Genomic DNA, 26,585 nt, shown 5'->3' with positions numbered 1-26,585 from the left:
TGCATGCTATACTGCGCGCCCGCCGGGGCCCCGCCCCCCGAATCCCAGTACAGAGCGAGCCTTGCGTGAGCGAACATCCGCTGCTGACCGTTGAAGCCCTGGCCTGCGAACGCGATGACCGGTTGCTGTTCAGCGATATGGCGTTCACGGCCCGGGCCGGGGAAATCTGGCAGGTGGCGGGCCCCAATGGAGCTGGCAAGACCACCTTGCTGCGCATTCTGGCGGGGTTGTTCGGCTTTTATGAGGGCGTGCTGCGCTGGCGACAGGATCTGGTGCTGCGCCAGGCCATGCTGTATCTGGGGCATCGCCCCGGTTTGCGGGAAGAACTGTCGCCGCTGGAAAACCTGACCTGGCTCAGTGCCCTGCATGGCCAGTGCGATGACAATGCCCTGATGGAGGCGCTGGCTGCTGCCGGGCTGGCCGGTTTCGAGGACCTGCCTGTGGCGCATCTGTCTGCGGGTCAGAAACGCCGGGTGGCGCTGGCGCGCCTGTGGCTGCCGGGCAAGCCGGTCTGGATTCTGGATGAACCCTTTACCGCCATTGATGCCGAAGGCATCGCGCTGGTGGAGGAGCGCCTGCGTCATCACGCTGCGCAAGGCGGGCTGGTGATCTATACCTCGCACCATCGGCTGGCGGCGGATACGCGTCAGATCCTGCTGGGCCAGGGTGCGGCAGAAGTGCGTATGGCGGTGCACGGGTGAGCGGTTTCAGCGCCACACTGCGCCGTGAGGTGCTGCTGGCATCACGCAGCCCGGCGGATATGGTGAACCCACTGTTCTTTTTCGTGGTGGTGGTGAGCCTGTTTCCGCTGGCGGTGCCGCCCACGCCGGGCCTGCTGGAAGCGATGGCGCCCGGGGTGGTCTGGGTTGCTGCTCTGCTGGCGGTGATGCTGTCGCTGGATGGCCTGTTCCGCAGCGACGAGGAAGCCGGTGTGCTGGACCAGTTGCTGGTGGCGCCGGTGGAGCTGTATTTCACGGTGCTGGCCAAGGTGCTGGCGCACTGGCTGCTGACCGGGCTGCCGCTGGTGCTGGTGGCGCCGTTGCTGGGTTACATGCTGCAACTGCCCCCCGAGGTGCTGGGCAGTCTGATGCTGGGCCTGTTGCTGGGCACGCCGACGCTGATGTTTATCGGCGCCATTGGCGCGGCCCTCACGGTGGCTTTGCGGCGAGGCAGTATGCTGTTGGCATTGCTGGTGCTGCCGCTGTATATCCCGGTGCTGGTGTTCGGCGCCGGCAGCCTGGGCCGGGCACTGGAAGGTCTGCCGGTGTCGCCGGTGATGGCGGTGCTCGGTGCCATGCTGGCCATGGCCATGAGTCTGGGGCCGTTTGCCGTCGCCCTGGGGCTGCGTATCAGCAGTGGTGATTGAGCAAATGAGCTATCGACTGAACAGTGTAGTGAGCAGTGGGAGTGAGTAGCAGCATGAGTAGCGACGCCGTATCCCGTGCCGGACTGCCCGCGCATTTTTTTGTTGTCAGCCTGAGTGCTGGCCTGCTGGCCCTGGTGACCTGGTTCATCTGGTCCGCGCCGCCGGTGGCGCGCACGGTCTGGCTGGCAGGCGGCTGGACTGTGGGGGTGCTGTTCTATTACGGCGCCCTGCGCTATCCGCACTGGTACTGGCAGACACTGGAGCGTTGGTATCACCAGTTGGGCTCGCCGCCGCATTTTTATCGTATTGCCGGGCTGTGGCTGCCGTGGCTGGTGATTATTGCGACCGTGTTGTGTGTCGTGGGCGTGGTCTGGGGGCTTGCGTTTGCGCCGCCCCACCATGAGCAGGGCAACAGTTATCGCATCATCTATCTGCATGTGCCGGCGTCCAGCGCGGCCCTGATGGCTTATGTCGCCATGGGCGTGGCTGGCTTGGTGGCGCTGGTCTGGCGCCTGAAGATGGCGGAAATCGCGATCAAGGCCATTGCGCCCTTCGGCGCGGTCATGGCGGCGGTGTCGCTGATCAGCGGCGCTATCTGGGGGCGGCCGACCTGGGGCACCTACTGGATCTGGGACGCGCGGCTGACCTCGATGCTGATCCTGTTTTTCATGTACCTGGGCGTGATGGCCCTGCAGAACGCCATTCGTGACCCGCGCCAGGCGGGGCGGGCGGCCGCCCTGCTCAGCGTGGTGGGCGTGATCAACGTCGTCATCGTGCGTTATTCCGTGGACTGGTGGCAGAGCCTGCATCAGGGCAGTTCGATGAGCATGTTCGGTACTGCGGGCAGTGCCATTCACCCGAGCATGCTGGCGCCACTGCTGCTGTGCATGTTCGGCACCTACTTCCTGTTTGCTGTAACGGTGCTGGTACGCGCCCGCACAGAGATTCTCTGGCGTGAACGCAAGAGCGCCTGGGTGCGCGAGGAGGTGGCCTGATGTATTTCGATTCGCTGGCCGAGCTCTGGCAGATGGGGGTACATGGCCCCTGGGTATGGAGTGCCTACGGCATCTGCGTGGCATTGATTGCCCTGAATGTAGTCTGGGCGGTACACCGGGGTCGCCGGGTGCGCCGTGATATCCGTGGTCTGATACGGCGACAGTCCCTGCAGGAGAAACAATGAATCCGGTACGCAAACAACGTCTGCTGATAATTGTCGGCGCCCTGGCGGGCGTGGCACTGGCGACAGGGCTGTTGCTGTATGCGATCTCGGAGAACCTGAATCTGTTCTACACGCCGCAGCAGGTGGCCGAAGGCGAGGCGCCGCTGGGCCAGCGCATGCGCGTGGGCGGGCTGGTGGTGGAAGGTTCGGTACGCCGCGATCAGGACACACTGGAGAACCAGTTCGACCTGACGGACGGCATTGGCACCTTCACGGTCTACTACACCGGCATCCTGCCGGATCTGTTCCGCGAAGGGCAGGGCATCGTCGCCAACGGCACGCTGGTCAGCACGACGCGCTTCGAGGCCACGGAGGTGCTGGCCAAGCATGATGAGCAATACATGCCGCCGGAAGTCATGGAAGCCCTGCAGCGGGCCGGGCATCCGGCCGCCAGTGAACCGGGGCCGGAGCCGGAAGAAGGGGTCAGTTACTGACCCCTGGGAATGCCGGGGGAGCGAAGAACGTGGCGGCTCAGAAAATGAAACCGACACTCAGGTAGTTCACGTCCGATTCGATGATCGTGAACTCCACCTCGAGCCGTGAACGGCCAAGCATAAATCCCAGCCCGGCGCCTACCGACAGGCCTGAGTCCCGATCTGAGAAGGAGCCGCCGGGGCCGGACACCTTCACTTCTTCGCGTAACAGCCCGGCCTTGCCCTTGAGGTAGACATTGCCATCGCTGCGAAAGGTGCCATAGGCGGCGATGGTCGTGAGTTCATAGTCCACCGAGGGTACGCCCGTGCCAGCCTTGGAGGTGGGCTGGGTGTACTCGATCTCGAAGCCCAGGCCGCTCTCGCCGACATAGCCGGTGTAAAAGCCGATATTGGTGCTATCGTCGAAATCCATGCCGATACCGTCATCTACGGCATCCACCATCATCTGGCCTGCCTTGAGGCCGAAAAAGCCGCCCATCTGGCTGTGACCTTCAGTGGCCCAAGCGGGCCCGGTCAGCCCCAGCGCCAGCAGGCTGATCAGAGTTTTTTTGTTCATTATCAATTCCTTGAGTGCTATTAAACAGTCGCATGCGCGTCTTGCACATGTCCCCCGACAGGGGCAGTTAACGGGAAAAGGGAGGGGAGGGCAAATTTCTCCCCGGATATACTTGATAATCATTATCATTATGGTTAGTATCCGTCTTGAGATCAGGATTTGGATGCGGTCTATGTACGTTTGTCTCTGCAAGGGCATCACTGACGGCCAGATACGGGAAGCAGTCCAACAGGGCTGCGACAGTTTGCGCGATCTTCGTCGGGAACTCGGGGTTGGTGGTCAGTGTGGCAAGTGCGCCCGGGATGCGCGAGAGGTGCTTCGGGATACCCGTGCCCAGGCATCTGTGCAACCTTATGCAGCGGTGGCGGCAGCCGCTTCCCGATCCAGCGGGCCGGTACTCTTCACCCCCCAGCCGGCCTGATCTCACTCTCTGTTCGCAGACGAGACTGTTTGCAGAGAGGCTCCCCTGACGACGGCTCTCAGTGGTCAATCCGCTGAGAGTCGTTTTTATTTGTATTCCTGTTTTCTGTTGCCGTTGGGAATGTGCGGTTGCGGTGCCCGGGCGTCGCACTGACAATAGGGGATTCCCGAGTTTTGTTGCATGGAGAGTCACGATGCGCGGCGACACCAAGGTTATTGAGTACCTGAACAAGGCACTGGCTAATGAGCTGGTTGCCATCAATCAGTATTTTCTGCATGCGCGCATGTACAAGGACTGGGGTCTGGAGAAGCTGGCCGAGAAGGAATACGAAGAGTCCATTGATGAGATGAAGCATGCGGATCAACTGGTCCAGCGCATCCTGTTTCTGGAGGGCATTCCCAACCTGCAGGACCTGGGCCGCCTGAAGATCGGTGAGAACACCCGCGAGATGCTGGAGTGCGATCTGAAGCTGGAGCATGAGGCCTTGCCGGTGCTGCGTGAGGCTATCGCCTACTGCGATTCGGTGCGTGACTATGTGTCCCGTGATGTGTTCAACAGCATTCTGGAATCCGAGGAAGAACACATCGACTGGCTGGAAACCCAGCTGGGCCTGATCGACAAGGTCGGGCTGGAGAACTACCTGCAGAAGAACATGGCCACGGCGGAAGAGGGCTGACACCTGTCGTCTGGCGATCTTTTGCGCGATCAGCATTTACACCCTTGACGGGGCCAGACCTATTCGGAATAATGCGCAGCCTCTCAGGGCGGTATGCTTCAGAGAGAAAGGTCAATGCACCCGTAGCTCAGTTGGATAGAGCGTCTGGCTACGAACCAGAAGGTCGGAGGTTCGAATCCTTCCGGGTGCGCCATACAGGAAAAGGCTTCCCCAACGGGAAGCCTTTTTTTGTGAGCGTTTTGGTCACCCCTTCATGCGATTGCGCATTGTCGACAATCCCGGTACATTTCGGCGCTTCGGGCACAGGTGCCTGCGGGTTCAAAAGGCCCGGCCAGCACCGGCGACCCGGCCACTTCAGGAAAGGGGTGTCCCATGAACGAGTTGATGTCACAAGGCCTGGAACTGATGCTCACCGGTATCGGTGTGGTGTTTGCCTTCCTGATCGTGCTGGTCGTACTGATGACCATCATGTCCGCCCTGATCAACCGTTTCTTCCCCGAGCCGGTCGCTGCCATGCCGGCTCCCGAGGTCCCCCAGGCGGGGGGCGACACAGTGCCCCCCCATGTGCTTGCCGTGATTCAGGAAGCCGTGCGCCAGCACCGCGCCCGGCAAGGCTGAGCCTTCCTTAAACGTCGACAGGGCTGGTGACACCGGCCACCGAGTCAGCATCAGGGATTGCATCATGAGTGATAAAAAGCCGCTTGGCATAACCGATGTGGTGTTGCGTGACGCCCATCAGTCGCTGTTTGCCACCCGGTTGCGCATCGACGACATGCTGCCGATTGCCGGCAAGCTGGACGAGGTGGGCTTCTGGTCACTGGAATCCTGGGGCGGGGCAACCTTCGATGCCTGCATCCGTTATCTTGGCGAAGACCCGTGGGATCGCATCCGCGAGCTGAAGGCGGCGATGCCGAAGACGCCGCAGCAGATGCTGCTGCGCGGCCAGAACCTGCTCGGCTACCGGCACTACGCCGATGACGTGGTGGACCGTTTTGTCGAGCGTGCAGCGGTGAACGGTGTGGACGTGTTCCGCGTGTTCGATGCCATGAACGACATGCGCAATATCCGCCGCGCCATCGAGGCGGTGTTGCAGCAGGGCAAACACGCCCAGGGCACCCTGTCGTACACCGTGAGCCCGGTCCACACGCTGGAGATGTGGCTGGACATGGCGCGTCAGATCGAAGACATGGGCGCGCATTCCATCTGCATCAAGGACATGGCGGGGCTGCTGCGACCTTATACGGCCTATGAGCTGGTCACGCGCCTCAAACAGACGGTTTCCATCCCGATCCACATGCAATGCCACGCTACCACCGGCCTGTCCACGGCAACCATCGTCAAGGCGGCCGAGGCGGGCATTGATAATGTGGATACTGCCGTGTCCTCCATGTCGATGACCTATGGTCACAGCCCCACCGAGGCCGTCGTGGCCATTCTCGAAGGCACGGAGCGCGACACCGGCCTCGATATCCTGCTGCTGGAAGAGATCGCGGCCTATTTCCGCGAAGTCCGCAAGAAATACGCGAAGTTCGAGGGCAGCCTGCGCGGCGTCGATTCGCGCATTCTGGTGGCCCAGGTGCCCGGCGGGATGCTCACTAACATGGAAAGCCAGTTGCGCGAGCAGAACGCCGCCGACCGCATGGATGCCGTGCTCGAGGAAATCCCGCGCGTGCGCGAAGATCTCGGCTTCATTCCCCTGGTGACCCCGACCTCACAGATTGTCGGTACCCAGGCGGTCATGAATGTCCTGGCCGGCGAACGCTACAAGGCGCTGTCGAAAGAAACCCGTGGCGTGCTGCGCGGCGAGTACGGCGCCGCCCCGGCGCCGTTCAACACGATCTTGCAGGAGCGCGCGCTGGATGGCGACGAGCCGGTGACCTGCCGCCCGGCGGATCTGCTGGACAACGAAATGGACAGCCTGGCCGATGAACTGGCTGCCCGGGCGAAAGAAAAGGGCATCACGCTGGCCGACGGTGAGCGCCGCATTGATGACGTGCTGACCTATGCCCTGTTCCCGCAGATCGGCCTGAAATTCCTGGAAAATCGTGGCAACCCTGACGCCTTCGAGCCGGTGCCCACGGGCCATGAAGGGGCCCTGGTCACCACCGATAACGGTGAAGAGGTGTACACCGTTGAAGTGGACGGCAACGCCTATACCGTTACCGTCAGCAACGGGGGTGACATCACCGGCATTCGCAGCCTGAGCGGCGAGACCGGCGGCACCCCGGCGGCCTTGCCAGCCGGTGGCGGTGAGCCGGTTCCGGCGCCGCTGTCGGGCAATATCTTCAAGGTGATGGTGAAGCCTGGCCAGCAGGTCAAGGAAGGCGAAAAGATCATGGTGCTGGAAGCCATGAAAATGGAAACCGATGTTTCCGCTCCCCGCGCCGGCACCATTGCCGCCGTGAACGTGAAGGAAGGCGATGCGGTGACCGTGGGCGATGCCCTGGTCTCGCTGAGCTGACGGAGGCTTCCCGGCATGGCACAACTGGAAAAACTCTGGCACAGCACCGGCCTGTATCACATGGCACCGGGCCAGTTGCTGATGATCCTGATCTGTCTCGGTTTGCTGTATCTGGCGATAGCCCGCAAGTTCGAGCCGCTGCTGTTGTTGCCCATCGGCTTCGGCGGCCTGATGGCCAATATCCCCATTGCCGGGCTGGCAGAATCCGCCGTCAGCCAGGCGCTGCATCTGGGCAGCGCCGACGTGATCGCCGGCATTGGCCAACTGCTGGGCGCGGACCCGGAGAGCAGCACCCGCACCCTGTACAACACCTATCATGCTGCCGAACCGGCAGTGCGTGCCCAGGTGCATGAAGTGGCCCTGGACGCCAACTACACCGACGGCTTGTTGTACCTGATCTACAACGTCGGCCTGGCCACCGGCGTCTTCCCGCTGCTGATCTTCCTCGGCGTGGGCGCCATGACCGATTTCGGTCCCTTGCTGGCAAACCCGCGCACCCTGTTGCTTGGCGCTGCGGCCCAGTTCGGTATCTTTGCCGCACTGCTGGGCGCCCTGGCACTGAATTATGTCGGCCTGGACTTCTCCATCGCCCAGGCGGCGTCGATCGGCATCATCGGCGGTGCGGACGGCCCCACGGCCATCTACGTCACCTCGCGCCTGGCCCCGGAACTGCTCGGCGCCGTGGCCGTGGCCGCCTATTCCTACATGGCCCTGGTGCCGCTGATCCAGCCACCGATCATCCGTCTGCTGACGACCAAAAAGGAGCGCAGCATCCGCATGGAGCAGCTGCGCCCGGTCAGCCGCCGCGAGAAGATCATGTTCCCGATCATCCTGCTGTTGCTGGTGGCGCTGGTGCTGCCGGATGCGGCCCCGCTGCTGGGGATGTTCTGTCTGGGTAACCTGATGAAAGAATCGGGGGTGGTCAGCCGTCTGGTGGACACGACCAGCAATGCGCTGATCAATGTGGTGACGATCCTGCTGGGGCTGGCGGTGGGCGCCAAACTGGGAGCAGAAGGCTTCCTGGTACCGCAGACCCTGGGCATCATCGTGCTGGGTCTGGTGGCGTTCTGCATCGGTACCGCGAGCGGTGTGCTGATGGGCAAGCTGATGAGCAAGCTGTCACGCACGCCGATCAATCCGATCATCGGCGCGGCAGGTGTGTCGGCAGTGCCGATGGCGGCGCGTGTGGCCAACAAGGTGGGATTGGAAGCCAACAACCAGAACTTTCTGCTGATGCATGCGATGGGGCCCAATGTCGCCGGCGTGATTGGCTCGGCGGTCGCCGCCGGGGTGCTGCTCAACTTTGTCGGGTGATGTGTCGGGTTGCGGTGCTCCGTAGCCCGGCCTCGGTGCGGGGTAACCCCTTCCAGAAGCCGCCGTGAACCCATCCCTGGGGGCTTGCGTTCGGCTCCTGCCTCACACACTTCTGGAAGGGGTTACCCCGCACCGAGGCCTCAGTTCAGTAGTCACTGCAAGCCCAGCACTTCGTAGCTCGACGCACGAACCAGACTTTCGGTTGGCTGGAAGTCGTTAACCGGGCTGCGCGTGACGGCCCTCGGGGGGCGGGTAAAGGGTTTCTGGACCTTCGAGAGGCATGGATGCCGAACGAGAGCCTACATGGATGTATTCACGGCGTGTCCAGAAACCCTTTACCCGCCCCCCGAGGGCCATGACCACCAGACCAAGCAGAATGGTCCGCCCCTCTGAGCAAGCTACTTCTCAACAAAAGCCCGTTCAATCACATAGTGCCCCAGTTCCCCGCCGCGGGTTTCGCGGAAGCCACGGCTGTCGAGCAAGGCACACAGATCCTTGAGCATCGACGGGCTGCCACACAGCATGAAACGGTCGTGTTCAGGGTCGATGTCCGGCAGGCCGATATCTGAAAACAGCTTGCCGTTCTCCATCAAGGTGGTCAGCCGCCCCTGGTTGCGGAACGGCTCCCGCGTCACCGTGGGATAATAGATCAGCTTGTCCCGCACCAGCTCACCGAAGAACTCGTTGTTCGGCAACTCTTCCTCGATGATGTCGCGGTACGCCAGCTCCGACACATGACGCACACCGTGAGTCAGAATCACCTTGTCGTACTGCTCGTACACGTCCGGGTCCTTGATGATGCTCATGAACGGCGCCAGCCCGGTGCCCGTGCTGAGCAGATACAGATTGCGGCCCGGCAACAGGTGGTCGGCCACCAGCGTGCCCGTCGGCTTGCGGCTGACCAGCACCTGATCGCCCACCTGGATCTTCTGCAAGCGGGACGTCAGCGGGCCATCCGGCACCTTGATGCTGAAGAATTCCAGCTCTTCCTCGTAATTGGCGCTGACGATGCTGTAGGCGCGCAGCAGTGGCCGCTCCTCGACCTCCAGGCCGATCATGGTGAAGTGCCCGTTCTTGTAACGGAAACCAGGGTCTCGGCTGGTCGTGAAGCTGAACAGCGTGTCGTTCCAGTGGCGTACGCTGGTCACGGTTTCCCGGTTCAGATTCGACATGGTTTCGCACTCCTGTGGGCTTGATGGGGACAGCATAGCCACTGGTCTTTAATCGGCAAAATGGGATATTCTGATTAAGTTAATCGGTTTATTCGATCAGGAGGGGTCATGCGCTATACCTTGCGGCAACTGGAAGTCTTTCTGGCCACCGCCCGGTCGGAGAACATCACCCGCGCGGCCGAAACGCTGGCCATGTCCCAGTCGGCGGCCAGTGGCGCGTTGCGTGAGCTGGAGCAGCAGTTCGGCATTGCGCTGTTCGAGCGCGCGGGCAAGCGCCTCAAGCTGAATGAGCTGGGGCGCATGCTGCTGCCCCGTGCCGAGGGGCTGCTGGAGCAGGCCAGCGAACTGGAGCATGCGCTGGCGGGCAAGGGGGAGGTCGGGGAGTTGCGGGTGGGGGCCACGTTGACCATCGGCAACTATCTGGCCGTCGGCATCGTCGCGCGTTACATGCAGGGTGAACCCGGCCGGCAGTTGCCGGGTGCGCGGGTGCTGCTGGATGTGGAAAACACCGAGCACATTGCCGACGCGGTACTGCATTTCCGTCTGGATGTCGGGCTGATCGAGGGGGAATTCCATCACCCGGATCTGGAGGTGACGCCCTGGCGTGATGATGCCCTGACAGTCTTCTGTGCCCCGGATCATCCCCTCGCGGCGAAGGGTACGCTGAGTGACGATGACCTGCGTGCGGCGACCTGGATCCTGCGTGAAAGCGGTTCCGGTACCCGGCAGACCTTCGAGCGCGCCCTGCATGGTCTGTTGCCGGGGCTGAACGTGTTGCTGGAGCTGCAGCATACCGAGGCCATCAAGCGGGCGGTGGAGGCCGGGCTGGGCATCGGCTGCCTGTCGCAGGTGACGCTGGTGGAGGCGTTCCGGCGTGGCAGTCTGGTGCCGTTATCGGTGCCGCACCGGGATTTTTCGCGCCAGTTCTACTTCGTGTTGCATCGGCAGAAGTACCGCAGCCGGGGCATCGAGCGCTGGTTGCAGCTATGCCGGGAGATGCCGTGAGCGCCGCACGGCGCAGGCCGCAAACCGCCCGGCGTTGACTGGAGCGCAGAGGCTTGACCCGAGGGCGGGGCCGGGGCAGCGTGGCGGTACGACAAGAACAAGAGAGACGCTTGCCTGATGGATGCAGAAATCATTGTGCTGGGTGCCGGCTTTGCCGGCCTGAGTGCGGCAGATGCCCTGACCCGTGCCGGGCGTCGCGTGCTGTTGATCGAGGCCCGCGACCGGGTGGGCGGGCGTACGCGGACCGAACATTATGGTGATGATCTGTGGCTGGATCTGGGCGGGCAATGGCTCGGTCCCGGGCAGACACACATGTATGCCCTGGCGGCCCGCTTTGGCAAAACCGTCTGGCCGATGCATGTGGCCGGGCAGAACGTGTTGTTGGTGAACCGTCGCCGACGCACCTATCGCGGGTTGATTCCCTGGCGTGTCTCGCCCTGGGCGCTGGCCAATATCGCCTGGGGATTCCTGCGGCTGGAGCAGCTGGCACGGCGCGTGTCTCTGGATGCACCCTGGAAGACGCCGGGGGCGGCGGATCTGGATGGCCAGACCATGGGCGACTGGATGCGCCGTAACCTGCACAGCCGGGTCGCGTTCAATGTCCTGCGGGTGGCGGTGGAAAGCGTGTTTGCGGCGCACCCGGACGACATCAGCTTGCTGCATGCGCTGTTCTATCTGCACAGCGGTGGGGGCCTGGCCTCGCTGACCTCGTCCCGCAATGGTGCCCAGCAGGACCGGGTCACCGGCGGTCTGCAGGGGCTGGCCGGTGCGCTGGCGGCTGATCTGGAAGAGCAGCAGGTGCCGTTGCTGTTGTCGCAACCGGTTCAGGTGGTGGAGCAAACCGGCAACCGCGTGCGAGTGCATACCAGCGCCGCTCGTTATGAGGCGGCGCGGGTGATCTGCGCGCTGCCACCGGTGCTGGCGGCGGCGGTGGATTTTCGTCCTGGCCAGCCCGTGGCGCGGCAGCGGTGGTGTGAACAGCTGACACCCGGGCGGGTGATCAAGTGCTTTGCGGTGTACGACCGGCCTTTCTGGCGTGAACAAGGGCTGTCAGGGGCTGCGGTAGGTGACCTGCCACCCGTGCATGTGGCGTTCGATGCGACGCCACCGGGCAGCCAGCGTGGCGTGCTGATGGCCTTTATCGAAGGCCGTGCGGCGCATCAGTGGGGGCTGGCGTCGATGGCGGAGCGGCAGCGCGTGGTGACGGCCTCGCTGGGTCGCTTTTTCGGGCCGCGAGCGCAGCAGCCGTTGCAGTATCTGGATCATGTCTGGGCCGATGAAATCTGGTCGCGGGGCTGCTATGCCGGGGTGGCCGGGCCGGGACTGTTGAGCCGCTATGGGGAGTCGATGCGGGTGCCCCACGGGCGTGTTCACTGGGCGGGCACGGAAACGGCCAGTCACTGGAACGGTTATGTGGAAGGGGCGGTGCGCTCCGGGTTACGGGCGGCCGACGAGGTGCTGCAACTGGTCCGCTGATTTGACCTCTGCGTCTGCCTCACCGATGATCCGGTGACCCCTTTTGATGACATGGACACCCTCGCTTCATGGCGCGCCTGCATCCCCGCCTGCAAGATGCCTTGCCCCTGCTGCCGACCGACCGGCCGGTTCACCTGCTGACCCGTCATTCCGTGCGCGAGCTGGCGAAGAACGGCTTTGCTGACTACCGCCTGCCGCTGACACCGGAAGGCGTGGCCATGGCCCGGGACTGGGGCCGTCAGTTGCCGCGCCCGATTTCCGCTTTCCATTCCAGCCCGGTGGGCCGTTGCGTGGATACCGCCCTGGCCATGTATGAGGGCGGCCGCGAGTGTGGTCTTGCGGGGCATGATCTGGAGGTGCGCCACGAGACGGTGCTGGTCGAGCCGGGTTGCTATGTGGAGGACATCATCCGTGTGGGCCCGCTGTTTTTCGAGCTGGGTGCGGTGGGTTTCATCAACCGCCACCTGCAGGGCGATCTGGCCGGGGTGCTGGCGCCGCAGGAAGGCTTGCAGAAGCTGGGGCAATATCTGCGTGAGCGCGAGCCGGGTGGCGGAGAGCTGGCGGTGCACGTGACCCACGACACCATTCTGGCGGCCTTCATGGCGGGCCTGGCCGGGCGCGAGCAGATCACTGACGCCGACTGGCCATGGATGATGGAGGGTGCCTGGCTCTGGTTTGAAGGCGAGCAGTTGCACTGGGTCTGGCGTGGCGAGCCGGGCAAACGGCGCCTGTGACGCTGAAGGGGGCTTGAAAAAGGCCCCGCATGGACCCACCTTCACGCGATGCTGGCTATACTGCCCGCCTGATTTCCGACATTCCCCCGTGAAGCAGCGAGGTAACTTCTTGACCGCTCTGTCGATCCGTCACCTGAGCAAGACCTACGCCAGCGGCGTCCAGGCCCTGCGCGATATCAGCCTGGATGTGGAAAAGGGCGAGTTCTTTGCCCTGCTTGGCCCCAACGGGGCGGGCAAGTCCACCACCATCGGTATTGTGAGTTCGCTGATCAATGCCTCCGGCGGAGAGGTCAGCGTGTTTGGCCATTCGCTGTCGCGCGAGCGCGGTCTGGCCAAAAAGATGATTGGTGTGGTGCCGCAGGAATTCAACTTCAACCAGTTCGAGAAGGTGGGTGACATCGTGGTCACCCAGGCGGGTTTCTACGGCATTCCCCGGGCACGGGCGATGCAGCAGGCAGAAAAGTACCTGCGCAAGCTGGGCTTGTGGGAAAAGCGCAACAGTCAGGCGCGGCAGCTGTCCGGGGGCATGAAGCGACGCCTGATGATCGCCCGGGCGCTGGTGCATGAGCCGGAACTGCTGATCCTGGACGAACCGACGGCAGGCGTGGATATCGAGCTGCGTCGCTCCATGTGGGATTTTCTGACGGAGCTCAATGGTCTGGGCAAGACCATTATCCTGACGACGCATTATCTGGAAGAGGCCGAGTCGCTGTGCCGCCGTATTGCGATCATTGATCATGGCACCATCGTCGAAAACACGGACATGAAATCCCTGCTGGAAAAATTGCAGGTGGAGACCTTTATTCTTGATCTGGCGCAGCCGGTATCCGAGGCGCCGGTGCTGAACGGTTTTGAAGTGCGGTTGCGTGATGCCCGCACGCTGGAAGTGGCGGTGCCGAAGAGCGAGGCGCTGAACAGCGTGTTCCAGCAACTGGCCGCCCGGGATATCTCCGTGATGAGCATGCGCAACAAGGCCAACAGGCTGGAAGAGCTTTTCCTGCGTCTGGTGGAACGTAACCTGCCGAAAGAGGCCAGTGCATGAGCCTGTATGAACAATGGGTCGCCTTCACCACTATCCTGACCAAGGAAATTCGCCGCTTCCTGCGTATCTGGCCGCAAACCCTGTTGCCGCCGGCCATCACCATGGCCCTGTATTTTGTCATCTTCGGGAACCTGATCGGCAGTCGTGTCGGCGAGGTCGGGGGGTTCGACTACATGCAGTACATCGTGCCGGGGCTGATCATGATGAGCGTGATCCAGAACAGCTACGGCAATGTGGTCAGCTCTTTTTTTGGCACCAAGTTCCAGCACTCCATCGAGGAGATGCTGGTGTCGCCGATGTCCTCGCTGGTGATTCTCAGCGGCTTTGTGGCCGGGGGTATGGCGCGCGGGCTGGCGGTGGGTGCCATCGTCACCTGTCTGGCGCTGTTCTTTACCGATCTGCGTCCCGAGCATCTGTGGCTGACCCTGCTGGTGGTGCTGATGACCTCGGTACTGTTCTCGCTGGCCGGTTTCATCAATGCCATCTTTGCCAACAGTTTCGATGATATCTCGATCATCCCGACCTTCGTGCTGACGCCGCTGACCTATCTGGGCGGGGTCTTCTATTCGCTGGATCAGCTGTCGGAGTTCTGGCGTGGCGTGTCCCTGCTCAATCCGGTGGTCTATATGGTCAACACCTTCCGCTACGGCATTCTGGGCGTCAGCGATGTGAACGTATGGATATCGCTGGGCGCCATCTTCACCATCACGGTGGCGATGTTCTGCTTCTGTTTGTGGCTGCTGCATCGCGGCGTCGGCATCCGTCACTGAGGAGACAGGCCCATGGCAGACTGGGGTGACATTCCGTTGGGTCGGCAGACCGACTATGTGCACGAGTACGACGCTTCCCTGCTGGCGCCGATTCCGCGCCAGCTGGCGCGGGACATTCTGGGCCCGGACCGGTCTCCGTTTTTCGGGGAAGACCTGTGGAACGCCTATGAGCTGTCATGGCTGGATGACCAGGGCAAGCCGGTGATGGCCATGGCGCAGTTCAGTGTGCCCTGCGGCAGCCCCTGCATCATCGAATCGAAATCCCTGAAGCTGTATCTGAACAGCTTTGCCGGCTCACGCTTTGCCGATGCGGCGCAGGTGCAGGCGACGCTGGTGACGGATCTGTCCGCTGCCGCTGGGCAGGCGGTGGGCGTGACGCTGGTGACGCTGGATCAGGTGGACGCCTTGCTCGGCCAGATGGCGGCGAAACCTGCGGGGCAGTGCCTGGATGCGTTGCCAGTGTCCTGTGAGGGTATCGATGGGCATGGCGACAGTGACCTGAAAACGGGCCCTGACGAGGTGGACGCCCATCAGGTCTATACGCATGGCCTGCGCAGCCTGTGCCCGGTGACGGGCCAGCCGGACTGGGCCACGGTGATCATTCGATACAGTGGTGCCGAGATCGAGCCGGCCGGGCTGTTTCGTTACCTGGTGTCCTACCGCCACCACAGCGGCTTTCATGAGCAGGTGGTGGAAAAGATTTTCTGCGACCTGATGCGTCGCTGCCAGCCCCGGGCGCTGTCCGTGCAGGCACTGTTTACCCGCCGTGGCGGGCTGGATATCAATCCCTGGCGCAGCACCACGCCGGGGCCGGCACCGCGTTTGCGCATGGTGCGTCAGTAACCACAGGCTGGCGTCAGGCCACGCAGGCAGGCATGATGCTGTCTGCCATCCCTATCGGAGTTCACCATGAAAAAGCTGTTCGCCTGTCTGCTGTGTATTGCATTGCTTGCCGGTTGCAGTGACCCACGTCTTGATGCCAGCAGCGAAGAGGCGTTCGAGCAGTCGCTGGAACAGGTGGTGGAAAACATGAGCGAGCAGGAGCGCGAGGCGTTTGCCGAGGCCTTGCTGATTGTGATGCTGCACAATATCACCCGTGACGACATGATGGCTGCACAGATGGATACACCGCCGGATGAGATGCCGTCACCCTTCGCCGGTCTGGATGGCATGACCGTGGACGACGTGCTTGCCGAGGCGCGCCAGATTCGCGACAGCGCGCGTAGCGAGCGCTGAGTGTCGGGTGTGTTGAGCACCGAGTGTTGTCAGAATCCCAGTGGCCAGTCAAACGCCACCCACAGACCCAGCAGCACCAGCCAGCCGCCCAGTAGCGCCAGACTGTAGGGCAGCATCAGGGTAATCAGCGTACCGACCCCGGTGGCGGCAACATGCCGCCGGGCAAACGCCAGCACCAGCACAAAGTAGGGCATCAGCGGCGTAATGATGTTGGTGCCTGAATCCCCCACGCGGTAGGCCGCCTGGGTCATCTCCGGGCTGATGCCCAACACCATCAGCATCGGCACCAGCACCGGCGCCACCAGTGTCCATTTGGCGCCAGCACTGCCGATCACCAGATTCAGGCTCGCCATCAGCAGCACCACCAGCACCAGCAGTATCGGTCCCGGCAGGGCCATGCTGGCAAGCAGGTCGGCGCCGCGAATCGCCAGCACCAGGCCCATGCCCGACCAGGCAAACCAGGCCACGAACTGCGCCGCAAAAAACATCAGCACCAGATAGCTGGCGAGGGTGCGCAGCGTCTCTTCCATGCTTTCGATGACCGCCCGCGCGTGGGGCAGGCTGCCACTGCTGCGGCCGTAGGTAATGCCGCAGGCGGCGGCGATCACCGCGATCACCACGGCGCTCTGGCTGACCAGTGGGCCTGTGAGCAGGGCGCCATCGGCACTGCGCAGCGGACCGCCTTCGGGCCAGGCAAGACACGTCAGGACCAGAACGACAGCGAGCAAGGCCAGACCGGCATGTTGCAATGCGCGCCGGTCTCCCTGGTCGCCGTCGCCGGGCAATGTCTCGATCACATCGTTGCGCCGGTTCAGCCAGGGCTCGACCCAGCGCACCGTCACCCCGGTCACCACGCTCACCACCAGCAGGGACGACGCAAGCAGGAACCAGTAGTTGGCGCTGGGCGTGATCAGCGCCGTGGGGTTGACCATGCGCGCCGCTTCCGTGGTGACGCCAGCCAGTATCACATCCACCGGGCCGATCAGGAGGTTGGCACTGAAGCCGCCGGCGACGGCGGCGAAACCGGCCGCAATGCCGGCCAGCGGGTGACGCCCGGCAAGCTGGAACATCAACCCTGCCAGGGGAATCAGCACCACATAACCGGCGTCCACCGCCACACTGGACAGCACCCCGGCCAGCGCGATGACGGGCACCAGCAGCATGCCCGGAGCCCGACGTACCAGTGCCCCCAGTGCCGCACCGAGCAGGCCGCTACGCTCGGCGATGCCGACACCGAGCAACGCGACGATCACCGGGCCCACCGGGGCAAAGCCGGTGAAGTTGCTGGCCGCGCCGGTGAACATCTGCCGGATGCCCTCGACCGAGAGCAGGCTGTTGACCACCACGAATTCGCCGGACGTCGGATGCAGGGCAACGGCGTCAAGCCAGGACAGCAGTGCCGACAGCGGTAGCAGCAGCAGACACAGCCAGAGAAACAGCAGCGTAGGATGGGGGATATGGTTGCCGAGCCGCTCCAGCCGGTCGAGCCAGCCATGTCGGCGGGGTGAAGTCATTAAATCACGACCTCCTTGCGAATACGCTGAGCGGCCTTGCCCATGATCTCGATGACCTTGCCCAGATCCTTGTCGCGCAGGCGGGCGCGATCAACATGCAGGGCGAAGCCTTCGGCTTCTGTGTCGCGCACCAGTGTAGCATCGCGGCGCAGGTCGCGTGCCGTGGCGGCCAGTGCGCGCAGAATCCGGTCACGATCGAAGTTGCGTATCCGCCGCACATCCAGGTGCAGGGCGAAGCCTTCAGTGCGTACGGAGACGAACTTGTCACGGCCTGCGGCGTCTTCTTTCAGCTCCTGCACTTCATAAACCGGGATCGGCCGGTTGAAGCCCTTGACCTCGACCTCGCCCATATTGCGGCAAATCACCCGGTCCTTGACCAGCTCCCAGGTGGCTTCGGAAATCAGGATGCGTCCCGGGCGTGCCTGGGATTCCAGCCGACTGGCCAGATTCACGTCGGTGCCCAGAATGGTGTAGTCCATGCGCGAGTCGGCGCCGAAGTTGCCGACGGTCACATAGCCACTGTTGATGCCAATGCGGATTTCCAGTTTCTGCGTGATGCCCTCGCGCTCCCAGCGCTGGCGCAGCAGTTTCATCTGCCGCTGCATGTCCACCGCCATGGCCACGCAGTTGAAGGCGTCTTCCTTCGAGCCCTTGCTGACCGGATCACCGAAAAACACCATCACGGCATCACCGATGAACTTGTCGATGGTGCCGCCGTAGCGCAGGGCGATGCGGGTCATTTCATTCAGGTAGCTGTTCAGCAATCGGGTGAGCTGATCCAGCGGCAAGTCTTCGGAAATATTGCTGAACCCCTTGATGTCGGAGAAGAACACGGTCAGCCGCTTGCGTCGTGTTTCCAGCTTGGCATCACGTTTGCCGGAGAACAGTTGCCCCCAGATCTGCGGCGGCAGGTACTTGGCCAGCTTGCGCGACAGGTCCATGGCCTGTTTCTGCTGCCGGGCCAGATAGGCCTGTGCCAGCCGTACGTTGCGTGTCTGGTTCAGCACATACAGCGACGAGCCTCCCACGTAGATGCCCAGGCCGACCATGGACAGCAGGTTGAGCAGCACCGGCGTGGCCTCCGGGGCCAGCACCTGACCGTCAAAGATGAACCAGCCGGCCAGGCAGCCGGTGCCCGTGAGCAGGATATTCAGCAGCCAGGGGCGGATACCGCCGCTGGAGACGGCATTGGCGTGCACAATGATCAGCAGCGCCAGTGATGGAATCAGCGAGAAGTGCAGGGCGGCGATGGTCAGGCCGATCAGCACGGCATCGACCTGCACCAGAATACGATGGGCTTCCTGCTGGCGCCGGCCCTTGCGTTCCAGCGTATAGGCGATGCTCTGCGCCACCAGCGGGTAGCCCAGCAGCAGGGCGACCATCAGCATGTAGAGCTCGGGGTAGAGCTGCCAGTAGATGCCCGCCGTCAGAATGATGGCGGCGACCACAAATTCCAGCAAACGGATGTAGTTGGCCTGGCGGCGTGATCTGGCGTGCGGATCTTCCTGCCGCGCGCGCCGCTTCTTGTTATCTTTTGCCGGTCTCATGACTGCCTGCATGTGCCCTGGGTCCGGCAAGCTTAAACCACTCGCTGCGGAAGTAAAAAGGCATGATGGAGCCCGGGCAGGGTGAGTGCGTCTCATGTAGACTTGGGAACCTCGTGAACCATGCCCTGCCTGAGGACCACAGATGGATGCAATCAGCGCACTGCACAACCGGGTTTCCATTGCCGTACTCGGCGGCCCGGCTCCGGATGCAGCGCAACGGGATGTCATGCTGCGGGCGGCCATGCGCGCCCCGGATCATGGTGTGTTGCGCCCCTGGCGCTTTCTGTTTCTGGAGGGGGAACAGCGCCAGCGGCTGGGGCAGATCTTCGTCGAGGCGCGCCTTCAGGACGAGCCTGACGCCGACGCCGAGGCCCTGGACAAGCTGCGCATGAAGCCGTTCCGGGCGCCCCTGATCCTGGTGGCCGTGGCCGAGACGGATGAACACAACCGGGTGCCGGTGCTCGAGCAGATCGTGGCCACCGGCGCGGCGGTGCAGAACATCATGCTGGCCGCCCATGCCCTGGGGGTAGGGGCCATGTGGCGTACCGGCAGCATGGCCCGCCATCGCCACGTCAAGGCCTCGCTGGGCTTTGCCGACAAGGACGAGATTGTCGGTTTCATCTATCTGGGCACCCCGGCAGGCGCCATCAAACGGGTGCCGGAGGACGATCCGCGCCGCTATACCAGGACGCTGCCTGCATGAGTGATCTGACGGCTCTGGCCGAGCGCGTGCGCGGCGCCATTCCGCTGACCCGGCATCTGGACTTCAGCTTCACCCGCTGGCACCCCGGCGACCTGTTGCTGGCCGCGCCCCTGGCGCCCAACGTGAACGACAAGGGCACCTTCTTCGCAGGCAGTCAGGCGGCGCTGCTGACGCTGGGTGGTTGGGCCCTGACGACGCTGGAAGGCGAAGCACGGGTGCCGCAGGTGGATGTGGTCGCGGCCGAATCCTCATTGCAGTACGTGGCGCCGCTGGCCAGTGATGCCACCCTGCATATTCAGGCCAGCGAGGACGACCTGTCCCGCTTTGCCCGCCGCCTGGTCCGCCGCGGGCGCGCCCGCCTGGCCATCAGCGCCACCCTGTCGTCCCCCAGCGGCGAGATCGCGGCACGTTTCACCGCCCATTATCTGGCCCGTGACCTGTCCCGCCCCGATGGCCGCGTGGATTGAGTTCCGGCGTTGGTTTGCGCGTTGCGATCACCGGAGGACTCGGGTAATCTACGCGCCCTCTGTAGCCAGCCTGGCAGAGACCGGCTTTACGGTGACCAGGTTTTCGGTGAGGTGTCCGAGTGGCTGACGCCTTGCCACAGGCAAGCGAACGTTGCGGCATGGCCGCGACGGCCCCGAAGGGGTGAGCCGGTGCAACCGGCGAATAGCAGAGCACGCATTGCGTGCGACAGGTATGCCCCAAGCCAGCAACCTGTGAGCGACAAGTTTTCGGTGAGGTGTCCGAGTGGCTGAAGGAGCACGCCTGGAAAGTGTGTATACGTTAATAGCGTATCGAGGGTTCGAATCCCTCCCTCACCGCCAGATACAAAAGAACCCGCTAACGCGGGTTTTTTTGTATCTGGCGGTGAGGGGTGAGCCGCTCTGTTTCAGACGCACAGCGTCGCGAGCGAGCGAACGCCGCGGCGCATGCAGGCGCCGTGGCCGGGTGATTCGACCCCTACGTTCGACAAGCCGCGCAGCGGCGCAGGACGCGCGCAGCGCGCCCCGAAGGGGTGAGGCCGCAGGCCGAATCAATCCCTCCCTCAGGGGCGCAACGCGCCCCCGACGGTGGCACCAGCCACTCCGCAAGCGCTCCCTCACTCTAGCCCCTTGAGGCCGTCGGGGTGGTGAACGTTGGTCAATCTCATCCCATCCAGCTATCCATCCCGCGCAGGCAGGGAGGTTCGGCAGAGCGGAATCATTTCCAGGTATCGCTCAGTGGTTCATAGTAAGGTTCATAAAGGGTGCGCCCCAAAGCAGTGCGCTCACATGCGCGCCGACGGTGCGCTGCCGCCCGCTTGCCCCGCCATGGCGCGCCACCACAGGCGTAAAGCTGGCATGGCTTATGCTTCGCTTGACCCATTGCAGGCATGACCGAGGATGGGACCGCATGATCAAGGCTGGTAGCCCGCCGCCCGGGGGGTACGACGAGATGTTTTCCGCGCCTGGCGCGGCACAACCCCACTACGCCGCTTACTGGCGCTGGCTTGAGGGCGTGTCCATGGACACGATCGAGCGCAAGCGCAAGGAAGCGGACCTGCTGTTCCACCGTGTGGGGATTACCTTCAATGTCTACGGTGCAGAGGAGGGTACCGAACGGCTGATTCCCTTCGACAGTGTGCCACGCATCATTCCAGCGTCCGAATGGGGGATGCTGGAGCGGGGTCTGTTGCAACGGGTGCAGGCGCTGAACCTGTTCCTGCGTGATATCTATCATGAGCAGGCCATTGTGCGTGCCGGCCGCATTCCTGCCAGGCAGGTGTTTGCCAACGCCCACTATCAGCCCTGCATGCAGGGTATCGACCTGCCCAATGACGTCTACGCGCACATCGCCGGTGTCGACCTGATCCGTAACAATGACGGCGATTATTATGTGCTGGAGGACAATCTGCGCACGCCCTCTGGCGTCTCCTACATGATCGAGAACCGGCGCATGATGATGCGTCTGTATCCGGAACTGTTTGCCCGGCATCGGGTGGCGCCGGTGGATCACTACCCCGCACTCCTGCACGAGATGCTGGAGCAGAGCTGCCACGTCACCAACCCCTGTGTGGTGCTGCTGACACCGGGGCGTTACAACAGCGCTTACTTCGAACATGCCTTTCTGGCCCGGCAGATGGGCATTGAACTGGTGGAAGGCGCAGACCTGTTTACCCGCGATGGCGTGGTCTACATGCGCACCACGGCGGGCCCGCAGCGGGTGGACGTGATCTACCGGCGCATCGATGATGATTTTCTCGATCCGCTGGCGTTCAATCCGGATTCCATGCTCGGCGTGCCCGGCCTGTTGTCGGCCTACCGCGAAGGCAATGTGGTGCTGGCCAATGCCATCGGCACCGGGGTGGCTGATGACAAGTCGATCTATCCCTATGTGCCGGACATGATCCGCTTCTATCTGGATGAAGAACCGATCCTGAAGAATGTGCCCACCTGGTTGTGTCGTGAGCCGCAGGACCTGTCCCATGTGCTGGCGCACCTGGATGAACTGGTGGTCAAGGAAGTCCACGGTGCAGGCGGTTACGGCATGCTGATCGGGCCAGCCAGTACCCGCGAACAGATTGCCCGCTTCCGCGAGCAGCTGCTGGCGGCGCCGGAGAACTATATCGCGCAACCGACACTGTCCTTGTCCACCTGCCCGGTGTTTGTCGAAGAGGGCATCGCGCCCCGGCATATCGACCTGCGGCCTTTTGTGCTCAGTGGCCGTGAGGTGCGTCTGGTGCCCGGCGGGCTGACGCGGGTGGCGATGAAGGAGGGCTCGCTGGTGGTCAACTCGTCCCAGGGTGGCGGCACCAAGGACACCTGGGTGCTGGAGGACGCGCCATGCTGAGCCGGACTGCCTCGGAACTCTACTGGATGTCCCGTCATCTGGAGCGTGCGGAAAACACGGCGCGGATGCTGGATGTGGCCTGGAACCTGTCGCTGATTCCGTTTGCAGCGACGGTGGACGAAGAAGTGGCGGCGCCGCTGAAAATCTCGGGGACCTGGGATCGCTATATCAGTCGTTACGACACGGTGCAGATCAACAATGTGATGCACTTCTTTTCGCTGGACGAGGAAAATCCCGGCAGCATCTACAACTGTATCCGCAGCGCGCGGGAGAATGCGCATGCCGTGCGCGGGCGCATTACCAGTGAGGTGTGGGAGAGCATCAACGCCACCTGGATCGAATTGCAGAGCATTCGCCGTTACGGTCTGATTGCCATGGGTGCCAGTGCCTTCATGGACTGGGTCAAGGAGCGCTCGCACCTGTTCCGGGGGGCGGCTTACGGCACCATGATTCGTAACGATGCGTTCCGCTTCCTGCGCGTGGGTACCTTTATCGAGCGGGCCGACAACACGGCTCGTATCCTTGATGTGAAACACCAGATTCATACCGGCGTCGGCAACAGTGCGGTGGAGTATTACCGCTGGAATGCGCTGTTGCGTTCTGTTGGCGCCTACGAGGCCTATCGCGAGATTTATACCGATCGTGTCACCTCTGAGCATATCGCCGAGATGCTGATTTTTCGCGCCGAAGTACCTCGTTCCCTGCGTTCCTGCGTGGAAATGCTCGCGGAGCTGCTGCCGTCGGTGGAAGGTGAAGCAGGCATGGATGCAAAGCGGCTGGTGGCGGTCCAGTTTGCGCGTCTGCAGTATGGCGATATCAGTCATGTGTTCGAGGTCGGGCTGCATGAATACCTGACGGATTTCCTGCGCCGTATCAACGAACTGGCGGATACCATCCAGTCCGCCTACCTGGAACTGGTGTGAGGCGATCATGCGACTGTCGATTGAACATCTGACGACCTATCGGTACGACCACGAGGCGCGCCACAGCACCCAGTATGTGCGCCTTACACCGAGGCCATCGCCGCGCCAGCGGATACTCAGCTGGCAGCTGGAAATGCCGCAGACGCCGCTGGTCAGCAGTGACGGCTTCGGCAATATCCTGCATGTGCTGACGCTGGACCAGCCGCATTCCAGTATTTCCATTCTGGCGCGTGGCGAGGTGGAGATCACGGATGATGACCGTGAGCAGGATGACTCTTCCCTGTCGCCCCTGGTGTACAGCAGGCACACGCGGCTGACTCGCCCCAGCTCGGCGATCCGCAGCTTCCTTGCCGAGCTGGGGGATAGCGCCGATGAAGCGACCCTGGAGCGGCTGATGGCGGCGTTGCTGGCACGTATGGCCTACACCCCGGGCATGACCCACGCAGGCAGTTCTGCCGGTGAGGCCTTTGCCGGGGGGCACGGGGTCTGCCAGGACCACACCCATGTGTTTCTGGCCTGCTGCCGCCTGCTCGGTCTGCCCGCCCGCTATGTCAGTGGCTACCTGTACAGTGAGGATCAGGAACACGTCGCCAGCCATGCCTGGGCGGAGGTCTGGTTCCAGGACGCCTGGCACAGCTATGACGTGGTCAACCAGACGCGCCAGCTGCGTCAGCACCTGAAGCTGGCCGTCGGGCTGGATTACCTGGATGCCTGCCCGGTGCGTGGCGTGCGGTACGGTGGTGGCCCCGAGTCGATGCACGCCACGGCGACCGTCGAGCGTCTCGATCAGTAATAAATCCGCTGGCCGCCAGCGGGCCCGCGGCGCTATGCTCTGCGCCATCGGCGCCCGGGTTTCCCCGGTGCGCATTAACGGAGAACTGGCATGACGTACTGCGTGGCCATGCGCCTGGAGCAGGGCATGATCTTCGCGGCGGATTCCCGCACCAACGCCGGGGTGGACCACATTGCCACCTTTCGCAAGTTGCACCGTTTCGAGCGCGAGGGTGAACGCCTGATCGTGCTGATGAGTGCCGGCAATCTGGCCACCACCCAGAGTGTTCTGAGCCTGCTGCGCAACCGCATCCGGGACGACGCACCGCGTCACCTGTATCAGGTCACCAGCCTGTATGACGTCGCCGAACTGGTGGGCAGCACCCTGCGTGAAGTGATCCATCGTGATGGCGGCCAGGGGCAGGGCAGCGGTGTCGATTTCGGGGGCAGCTTCCTGGTGGGCGGGCAGATTCGTGGCGAGCCATGCCGGCTGTTCCATGTCTACCCGGCAGGCAACTTCATCGAAGCTACGGTGGACACGCCGTATTTCCAGATTGGCGAGAGCAAGTATGGCAAGCCGATCATCGACCGGGTGGTGGATTATCGGCTGCCTCTGGATGAAGCGATGAAATGTGCCCTGATCAGCTTCGACTCCACCATCCGTTCCAATCTGTCCGTGGGCATGCCCCTGGATGTCCTGCTCTATACCCAGGACAGCTTCGACAGCAGCCGTCATTACCATATCGACGAGCGGCATGCCTTCTACACGGCGCTGCGCGAGGCCTGGTCCGACAGCCTGCGGGATGCATTTCGCGGTCTTCCTCCGCTGCGCCTGTAGCGGACCCTGCCACCGGCACGCTACAGTGCGAACATTGACGCTTTTCAGCCTTGCAGGGACCGTCGAGGGAGCAGCATGACCAACGTTATTCTGGTGGTCGAAGACCGCCGAGACTGGGCCGCCTATTATCCGGCCCGGCATCTGATGAGTGCCCGGGAGTATCTGGACAGTACCACCAGCTTTCCCAGTGGCCGGGTCCAGGTCATCAACCTGTGCCGTAACTACCGATACCTGAGCCCGGGTTATTACTGCTCGCTGCTGGCCGAGGCACGCGGCCACCGTGTGCTGCCATCGGTGCGCACCGTCAACGATCTGTCGCGCAAGGCGCTCTACGGCCTGCACTTCGAGTCGTTCGATGCGGCGCTGGACAAGGCCATGAAGAAGCACCGCCAGGATGGTGAGCGGCTGTCATTGAAGGTGTTCTTTGGCCAGACCGAACATGCCGGGCTGGCGGAACTGGCACGGCAGATCTTCGATCAGCTGCCCGCGCCGATCCTGCAACTGGAGCTGCGGCGGCGGGACAGCTGGACGGTGGAGTCCGTGCGCCCCCTGGGCTTGCACCAGCTCAAGGGCAAGGAAGAGGATGCCTTTGCGACAGCGCTGGAGGCCTTCAACGCGCGGGTATGGCGCAAGGTCGGCAGCCGCCGCAAGTTCCGTTACGACCTGGCCATGCTGGTGAACCCGGACGAAGCCCTGCCGCCGAGCGACAGCAAGGCGCTGCGCCTGTTTACCCGGGCCGGGGCCGAGCTGGGCATCAACGTGGAAACAGTGGGCCGTGAAGACTACCCCCGGCTGGCGGAGTACGACGCCCTGTTTATCCGCGAGACCACGGCACTGGACCATCATACCTATCAGTTCGCGCGCAAGGCCGAGCAGGAGGGCATGGTGGTGATGGACGATCCGGGTTCGATCCTGCGCTGTACCAACAAGATCTATTTCGCGGAGCTGATGCAGGCCAACAAGGTACCGGTGCCGAAGACCCGCTTTCTGTTCCGCGACGGCCAGCATGATGTGCAGGCCATGGTCGAGGACCTGGGCTTGCCGGTGGTGCTGAAAATTCCTGATGGCAGCTTTTCCCGGGGTATCACCAAGGCTGACAGCGCCGAGGCTCTGGAAACGGCACTGGGTGAATACTTCCGGCAGAGTGCCGTGGTGCTGGCTCAGGAATTCATGTACACGGACTATGACTGGCGTATCGGTGTGCTCAATAACCGCCCCCTGTTTGCCTGCCAGTATTTCATGAGCAAGGGCCACTGGCAGATCTACAACCACAAGGGCGGCAAGACCGTGTCGGGCAATGCGCGCACGGTGCCGATCCAGGAGGTGCCCGCCAAGGTGCTGCGCACGGCGCTGAAGGCGGCCCGGCTGATGGGCAATGGCCTGTATGGCGTGGACATGAAGCAGTCCGGCGAGCGTGTGGTGGTGGTGGAGGTCAACGACAATCCGAATGTGGATGCCGGGGTTGAGGATGCCTGGCTGGGCGTGGACCTGTACCGGCAGATCATGCTCGAGTTCCTGCGCCGTATGGAGGCCCGCCGACTCGGTCTGCCAGCCTGAAGAATCGGGGCGCCGCCA

At 62.9% G+C, this 26,585-nt stretch carries 28 protein-coding genes and 2 tRNA genes; 26 read left to right on the top strand and 4 right to left on the bottom strand.

Features of this window, described 5'->3' with window-relative positions; all coding sequences use genetic code 11:
- Window positions 1-65 precede the first annotated feature (65 nt).
- From ccmA to ccmE, 5 genes are read left to right on the top strand one after another with little or no spacing between them, the layout of a single operon-like run.
- Entirely contained in the window at window positions 66-701 is a 636-nt protein-coding gene (ccmA, locus tag DKW65_RS09305; RefSeq protein WP_245932449.1) for a cytochrome c biogenesis heme-transporting ATPase CcmA, read from the top strand.
- Window positions 698-1,366 carry a heme exporter protein CcmB gene (gene ccmB / locus DKW65_RS09300; RefSeq protein WP_111656981.1) on the top strand — a complete coding sequence of 223 codons (669 nt, stop codon included), beginning with the start codon at window positions 698-700 and terminating at the stop codon, window positions 1,364-1,366. The genes ccmA and ccmB overlap by 4 nt, the downstream gene beginning before the upstream one ends.
- 53 nt (window positions 1,367-1,419) lie before the next feature.
- A complete protein-coding gene (gene ccmC / locus DKW65_RS09295; protein ID WP_211315761.1) occupies window positions 1,420-2,361 on the top strand; it encodes a heme ABC transporter permease CcmC in 942 nt (313 codons plus the stop codon).
- On the top strand, window positions 2,361-2,546 hold the full coding sequence (gene ccmD / locus DKW65_RS09290; RefSeq protein ID WP_111656980.1) for a heme exporter protein CcmD: 186 nt from the start codon (window positions 2,361-2,363) through the stop codon (window positions 2,544-2,546). The genes ccmC and ccmD overlap by 1 nt, the downstream gene beginning before the upstream one ends.
- Window positions 2,543-3,019, top strand: coding sequence for a cytochrome c maturation protein CcmE (ccmE, locus tag DKW65_RS09285; protein WP_111656979.1), 477 nt, complete (start codon window positions 2,543-2,545; stop codon window positions 3,017-3,019). The genes ccmD and ccmE overlap by 4 nt, the downstream gene beginning before the upstream one ends.
- A 37-nt stretch (window positions 3,020-3,056) precedes the next feature.
- Here the strand turns inward: ccmE and DKW65_RS09280 are convergent, their stop codons facing one another.
- Complete coding sequence (locus tag DKW65_RS09280) at window positions 3,057-3,575, bottom strand: outer membrane beta-barrel protein (RefSeq protein WP_162925786.1); 519 nt, start codon at window positions 3,573-3,575, stop codon at window positions 3,057-3,059.
- A 130-nt stretch (window positions 3,576-3,705) separates the two neighbouring features.
- Between DKW65_RS09280 and DKW65_RS09275 the strand changes: the two genes are divergently transcribed.
- From DKW65_RS09275 to DKW65_RS09250, 6 genes are all read left to right on the top strand, one after another.
- The gene (locus DKW65_RS09275; RefSeq protein WP_342767601.1) at window positions 3,706-3,996 is read left to right on the top strand and encodes a bacterioferritin-associated ferredoxin; all 291 of its coding nucleotides are present in this window, start codon (window positions 3,706-3,708) and stop codon (window positions 3,994-3,996) included.
- A 193-nt stretch (window positions 3,997-4,189) separates the two neighbouring features.
- The gene (gene bfr, locus DKW65_RS09270; RefSeq protein WP_111656977.1) at window positions 4,190-4,672 is read left to right on the top strand and encodes a bacterioferritin; all 483 of its coding nucleotides are present in this window, start codon (window positions 4,190-4,192) and stop codon (window positions 4,670-4,672) included.
- A gap of 116 nt (window positions 4,673-4,788) precedes the next feature.
- Window positions 4,789-4,865 (top strand) — tRNA-Arg (locus tag DKW65_RS09265).
- Between the two features lie 179 nt (window positions 4,866-5,044).
- Window positions 5,045-5,290 carry an OadG family protein gene (locus tag DKW65_RS09260; RefSeq protein ID WP_111656976.1) on the top strand — a complete coding sequence of 82 codons (246 nt, stop codon included), beginning with the start codon at window positions 5,045-5,047 and terminating at the stop codon, window positions 5,288-5,290.
- A 64-nt stretch (window positions 5,291-5,354) separates the two neighbouring features.
- A complete protein-coding gene (gene oadA / locus DKW65_RS09255; RefSeq protein WP_111656975.1) occupies window positions 5,355-7,133 on the top strand; it encodes a sodium-extruding oxaloacetate decarboxylase subunit alpha in 1,779 nt (592 codons plus the stop codon).
- A 15-nt stretch (window positions 7,134-7,148) separates the two neighbouring features.
- Window positions 7,149-8,447 (top strand): sodium ion-translocating decarboxylase subunit beta, encoded by a 1,299-nt coding sequence (locus tag DKW65_RS09250; RefSeq protein WP_111656974.1) that lies wholly within the window; start codon window positions 7,149-7,151, stop codon window positions 8,445-8,447.
- Between the two features lie 398 nt (window positions 8,448-8,845).
- Here the strand turns inward: DKW65_RS09250 and DKW65_RS09245 are convergent, their stop codons facing one another.
- On the bottom strand, window positions 8,846-9,619 hold the full coding sequence (locus DKW65_RS09245; protein ID WP_111656973.1) for a ferredoxin--NADP reductase: 774 nt from the start codon (window positions 9,617-9,619) through the stop codon (window positions 8,846-8,848).
- 108 nt (window positions 9,620-9,727) lie between these two features.
- Here DKW65_RS09245 and DKW65_RS09240 point away from each other — a divergent pair, with 108 nt between their 5' ends.
- The 7 genes from DKW65_RS09240 to DKW65_RS09210 all read left to right on the top strand — a co-directional run bounded on the left by DKW65_RS09240 (window position 9,728) and on the right by DKW65_RS09210 (window position 15,882).
- Window positions 9,728-10,624: a LysR family transcriptional regulator gene (locus DKW65_RS09240; protein ID WP_111656972.1), complete on the top strand. Its 897-nt coding sequence runs from the start codon at window positions 9,728-9,730 to the stop codon at window positions 10,622-10,624.
- Window positions 10,625-10,741: 117 nt separating this feature from the next.
- On the top strand, window positions 10,742-12,100 hold the full coding sequence (locus DKW65_RS09235; RefSeq protein ID WP_111656971.1) for a flavin monoamine oxidase family protein: 1,359 nt from the start codon (window positions 10,742-10,744) through the stop codon (window positions 12,098-12,100).
- A gap of 68 nt (window positions 12,101-12,168) precedes the next feature.
- Entirely contained in the window at window positions 12,169-12,834 is a 666-nt protein-coding gene (locus DKW65_RS09230; RefSeq protein WP_111656970.1) for a histidine phosphatase family protein, read from the top strand.
- Window positions 12,835-12,943: 109 nt separating this feature from the next.
- On the top strand, window positions 12,944-13,876 hold the full coding sequence (locus DKW65_RS09225) for an ABC transporter ATP-binding protein (RefSeq protein WP_111657598.1): 933 nt from the start codon (window positions 12,944-12,946) through the stop codon (window positions 13,874-13,876).
- Window positions 13,873-14,646, top strand: a complete 774-nt coding sequence (locus DKW65_RS09220) for an ABC transporter permease (RefSeq protein ID WP_111656969.1) — start codon at window positions 13,873-13,875, stop codon at window positions 14,644-14,646. Before DKW65_RS09225 ends, DKW65_RS09220 begins: the two co-directional genes overlap by 4 nt.
- Before the next feature lie 12 nt (window positions 14,647-14,658).
- Entirely contained in the window at window positions 14,659-15,489 is an 831-nt protein-coding gene (gene queF, locus DKW65_RS09215; RefSeq protein WP_111656968.1) for an NADPH-dependent 7-cyano-7-deazaguanine reductase QueF, read from the top strand.
- Between the two features lie 66 nt (window positions 15,490-15,555).
- Complete coding sequence (locus DKW65_RS09210) at window positions 15,556-15,882, top strand: DUF6694 family lipoprotein (RefSeq protein ID WP_111656967.1); 327 nt, start codon at window positions 15,556-15,558, stop codon at window positions 15,880-15,882.
- A gap of 29 nt (window positions 15,883-15,911) precedes the next feature.
- On the opposite strand, the gene DKW65_RS09205 is transcribed toward DKW65_RS09210, so the two are convergent.
- The gene (locus tag DKW65_RS09205; protein WP_111656966.1) at window positions 15,912-17,396 is read right to left on the bottom strand and encodes an AbgT family transporter; all 1,485 of its coding nucleotides are present in this window, start codon (window positions 17,394-17,396) and stop codon (window positions 15,912-15,914) included.
- Window positions 17,396-18,943, bottom strand: coding sequence for an adenylate/guanylate cyclase domain-containing protein (locus DKW65_RS09200; protein ID WP_111657597.1), 1,548 nt, complete (start codon window positions 18,941-18,943; stop codon window positions 17,396-17,398). The genes DKW65_RS09205 and DKW65_RS09200 overlap by 1 nt, the downstream gene beginning before the upstream one ends.
- 142 nt (window positions 18,944-19,085) lie before the next feature.
- Between DKW65_RS09200 and DKW65_RS09195 the strand changes: the two genes are divergently transcribed.
- The 8 genes from DKW65_RS09195 to DKW65_RS09160 all read left to right on the top strand — a co-directional run bounded on the left by DKW65_RS09195 (window position 19,086) and on the right by DKW65_RS09160 (window position 26,567).
- Complete coding sequence (locus DKW65_RS09195; RefSeq protein WP_111656965.1) at window positions 19,086-19,646, top strand: nitroreductase family protein; 561 nt, start codon at window positions 19,086-19,088, stop codon at window positions 19,644-19,646.
- Window positions 19,643-20,113, top strand: a complete 471-nt coding sequence (locus DKW65_RS09190; protein WP_111656964.1) for a YiiD C-terminal domain-containing protein — start codon at window positions 19,643-19,645, stop codon at window positions 20,111-20,113. The genes DKW65_RS09195 and DKW65_RS09190 overlap by 4 nt, the downstream gene beginning before the upstream one ends.
- A gap of 269 nt (window positions 20,114-20,382) precedes the next feature.
- Window positions 20,383-20,473, top strand: a tRNA-Ser gene (locus DKW65_RS09185).
- A 568-nt stretch (window positions 20,474-21,041) separates the two neighbouring features.
- Entirely contained in the window at window positions 21,042-22,478 is a 1,437-nt protein-coding gene (locus DKW65_RS09180; protein ID WP_111656963.1) for a circularly permuted type 2 ATP-grasp protein, read from the top strand.
- A complete protein-coding gene (locus tag DKW65_RS09175) occupies window positions 22,472-23,401 on the top strand; it encodes an alpha-E domain-containing protein (RefSeq protein WP_111656962.1) in 930 nt (309 codons plus the stop codon). The genes DKW65_RS09180 and DKW65_RS09175 overlap by 7 nt, the downstream gene beginning before the upstream one ends.
- Window positions 23,402-23,408: 7 nt before the next feature.
- On the top strand, window positions 23,409-24,194 hold the full coding sequence (locus DKW65_RS09170; protein WP_111656961.1) for a transglutaminase family protein: 786 nt from the start codon (window positions 23,409-23,411) through the stop codon (window positions 24,192-24,194).
- Window positions 24,195-24,284: 90 nt separating this feature from the next.
- Window positions 24,285-25,010 (top strand): proteasome-type protease, encoded by a 726-nt coding sequence (locus DKW65_RS09165; protein ID WP_111656960.1) that lies wholly within the window; start codon window positions 24,285-24,287, stop codon window positions 25,008-25,010.
- 75 nt (window positions 25,011-25,085) lie between these two features.
- Window positions 25,086-26,567 (top strand): RimK family protein, encoded by a 1,482-nt coding sequence (locus DKW65_RS09160; protein WP_111656959.1) that lies wholly within the window; start codon window positions 25,086-25,088, stop codon window positions 26,565-26,567.
- Window positions 26,568-26,585: the final 18 nt, after the last annotated feature.

Source organism: Isoalcanivorax indicus (assembly GCF_003259185.1).
In the GTDB taxonomy this organism is placed as follows: domain Bacteria; phylum Pseudomonadota; class Gammaproteobacteria; order Pseudomonadales; family Alcanivoracaceae; genus Isoalcanivorax; species Isoalcanivorax indicus.
The sequence above is the reverse complement of the archived record's forward strand: the minus strand, read 5'-3'. Positions and strand labels throughout refer to the sequence as shown.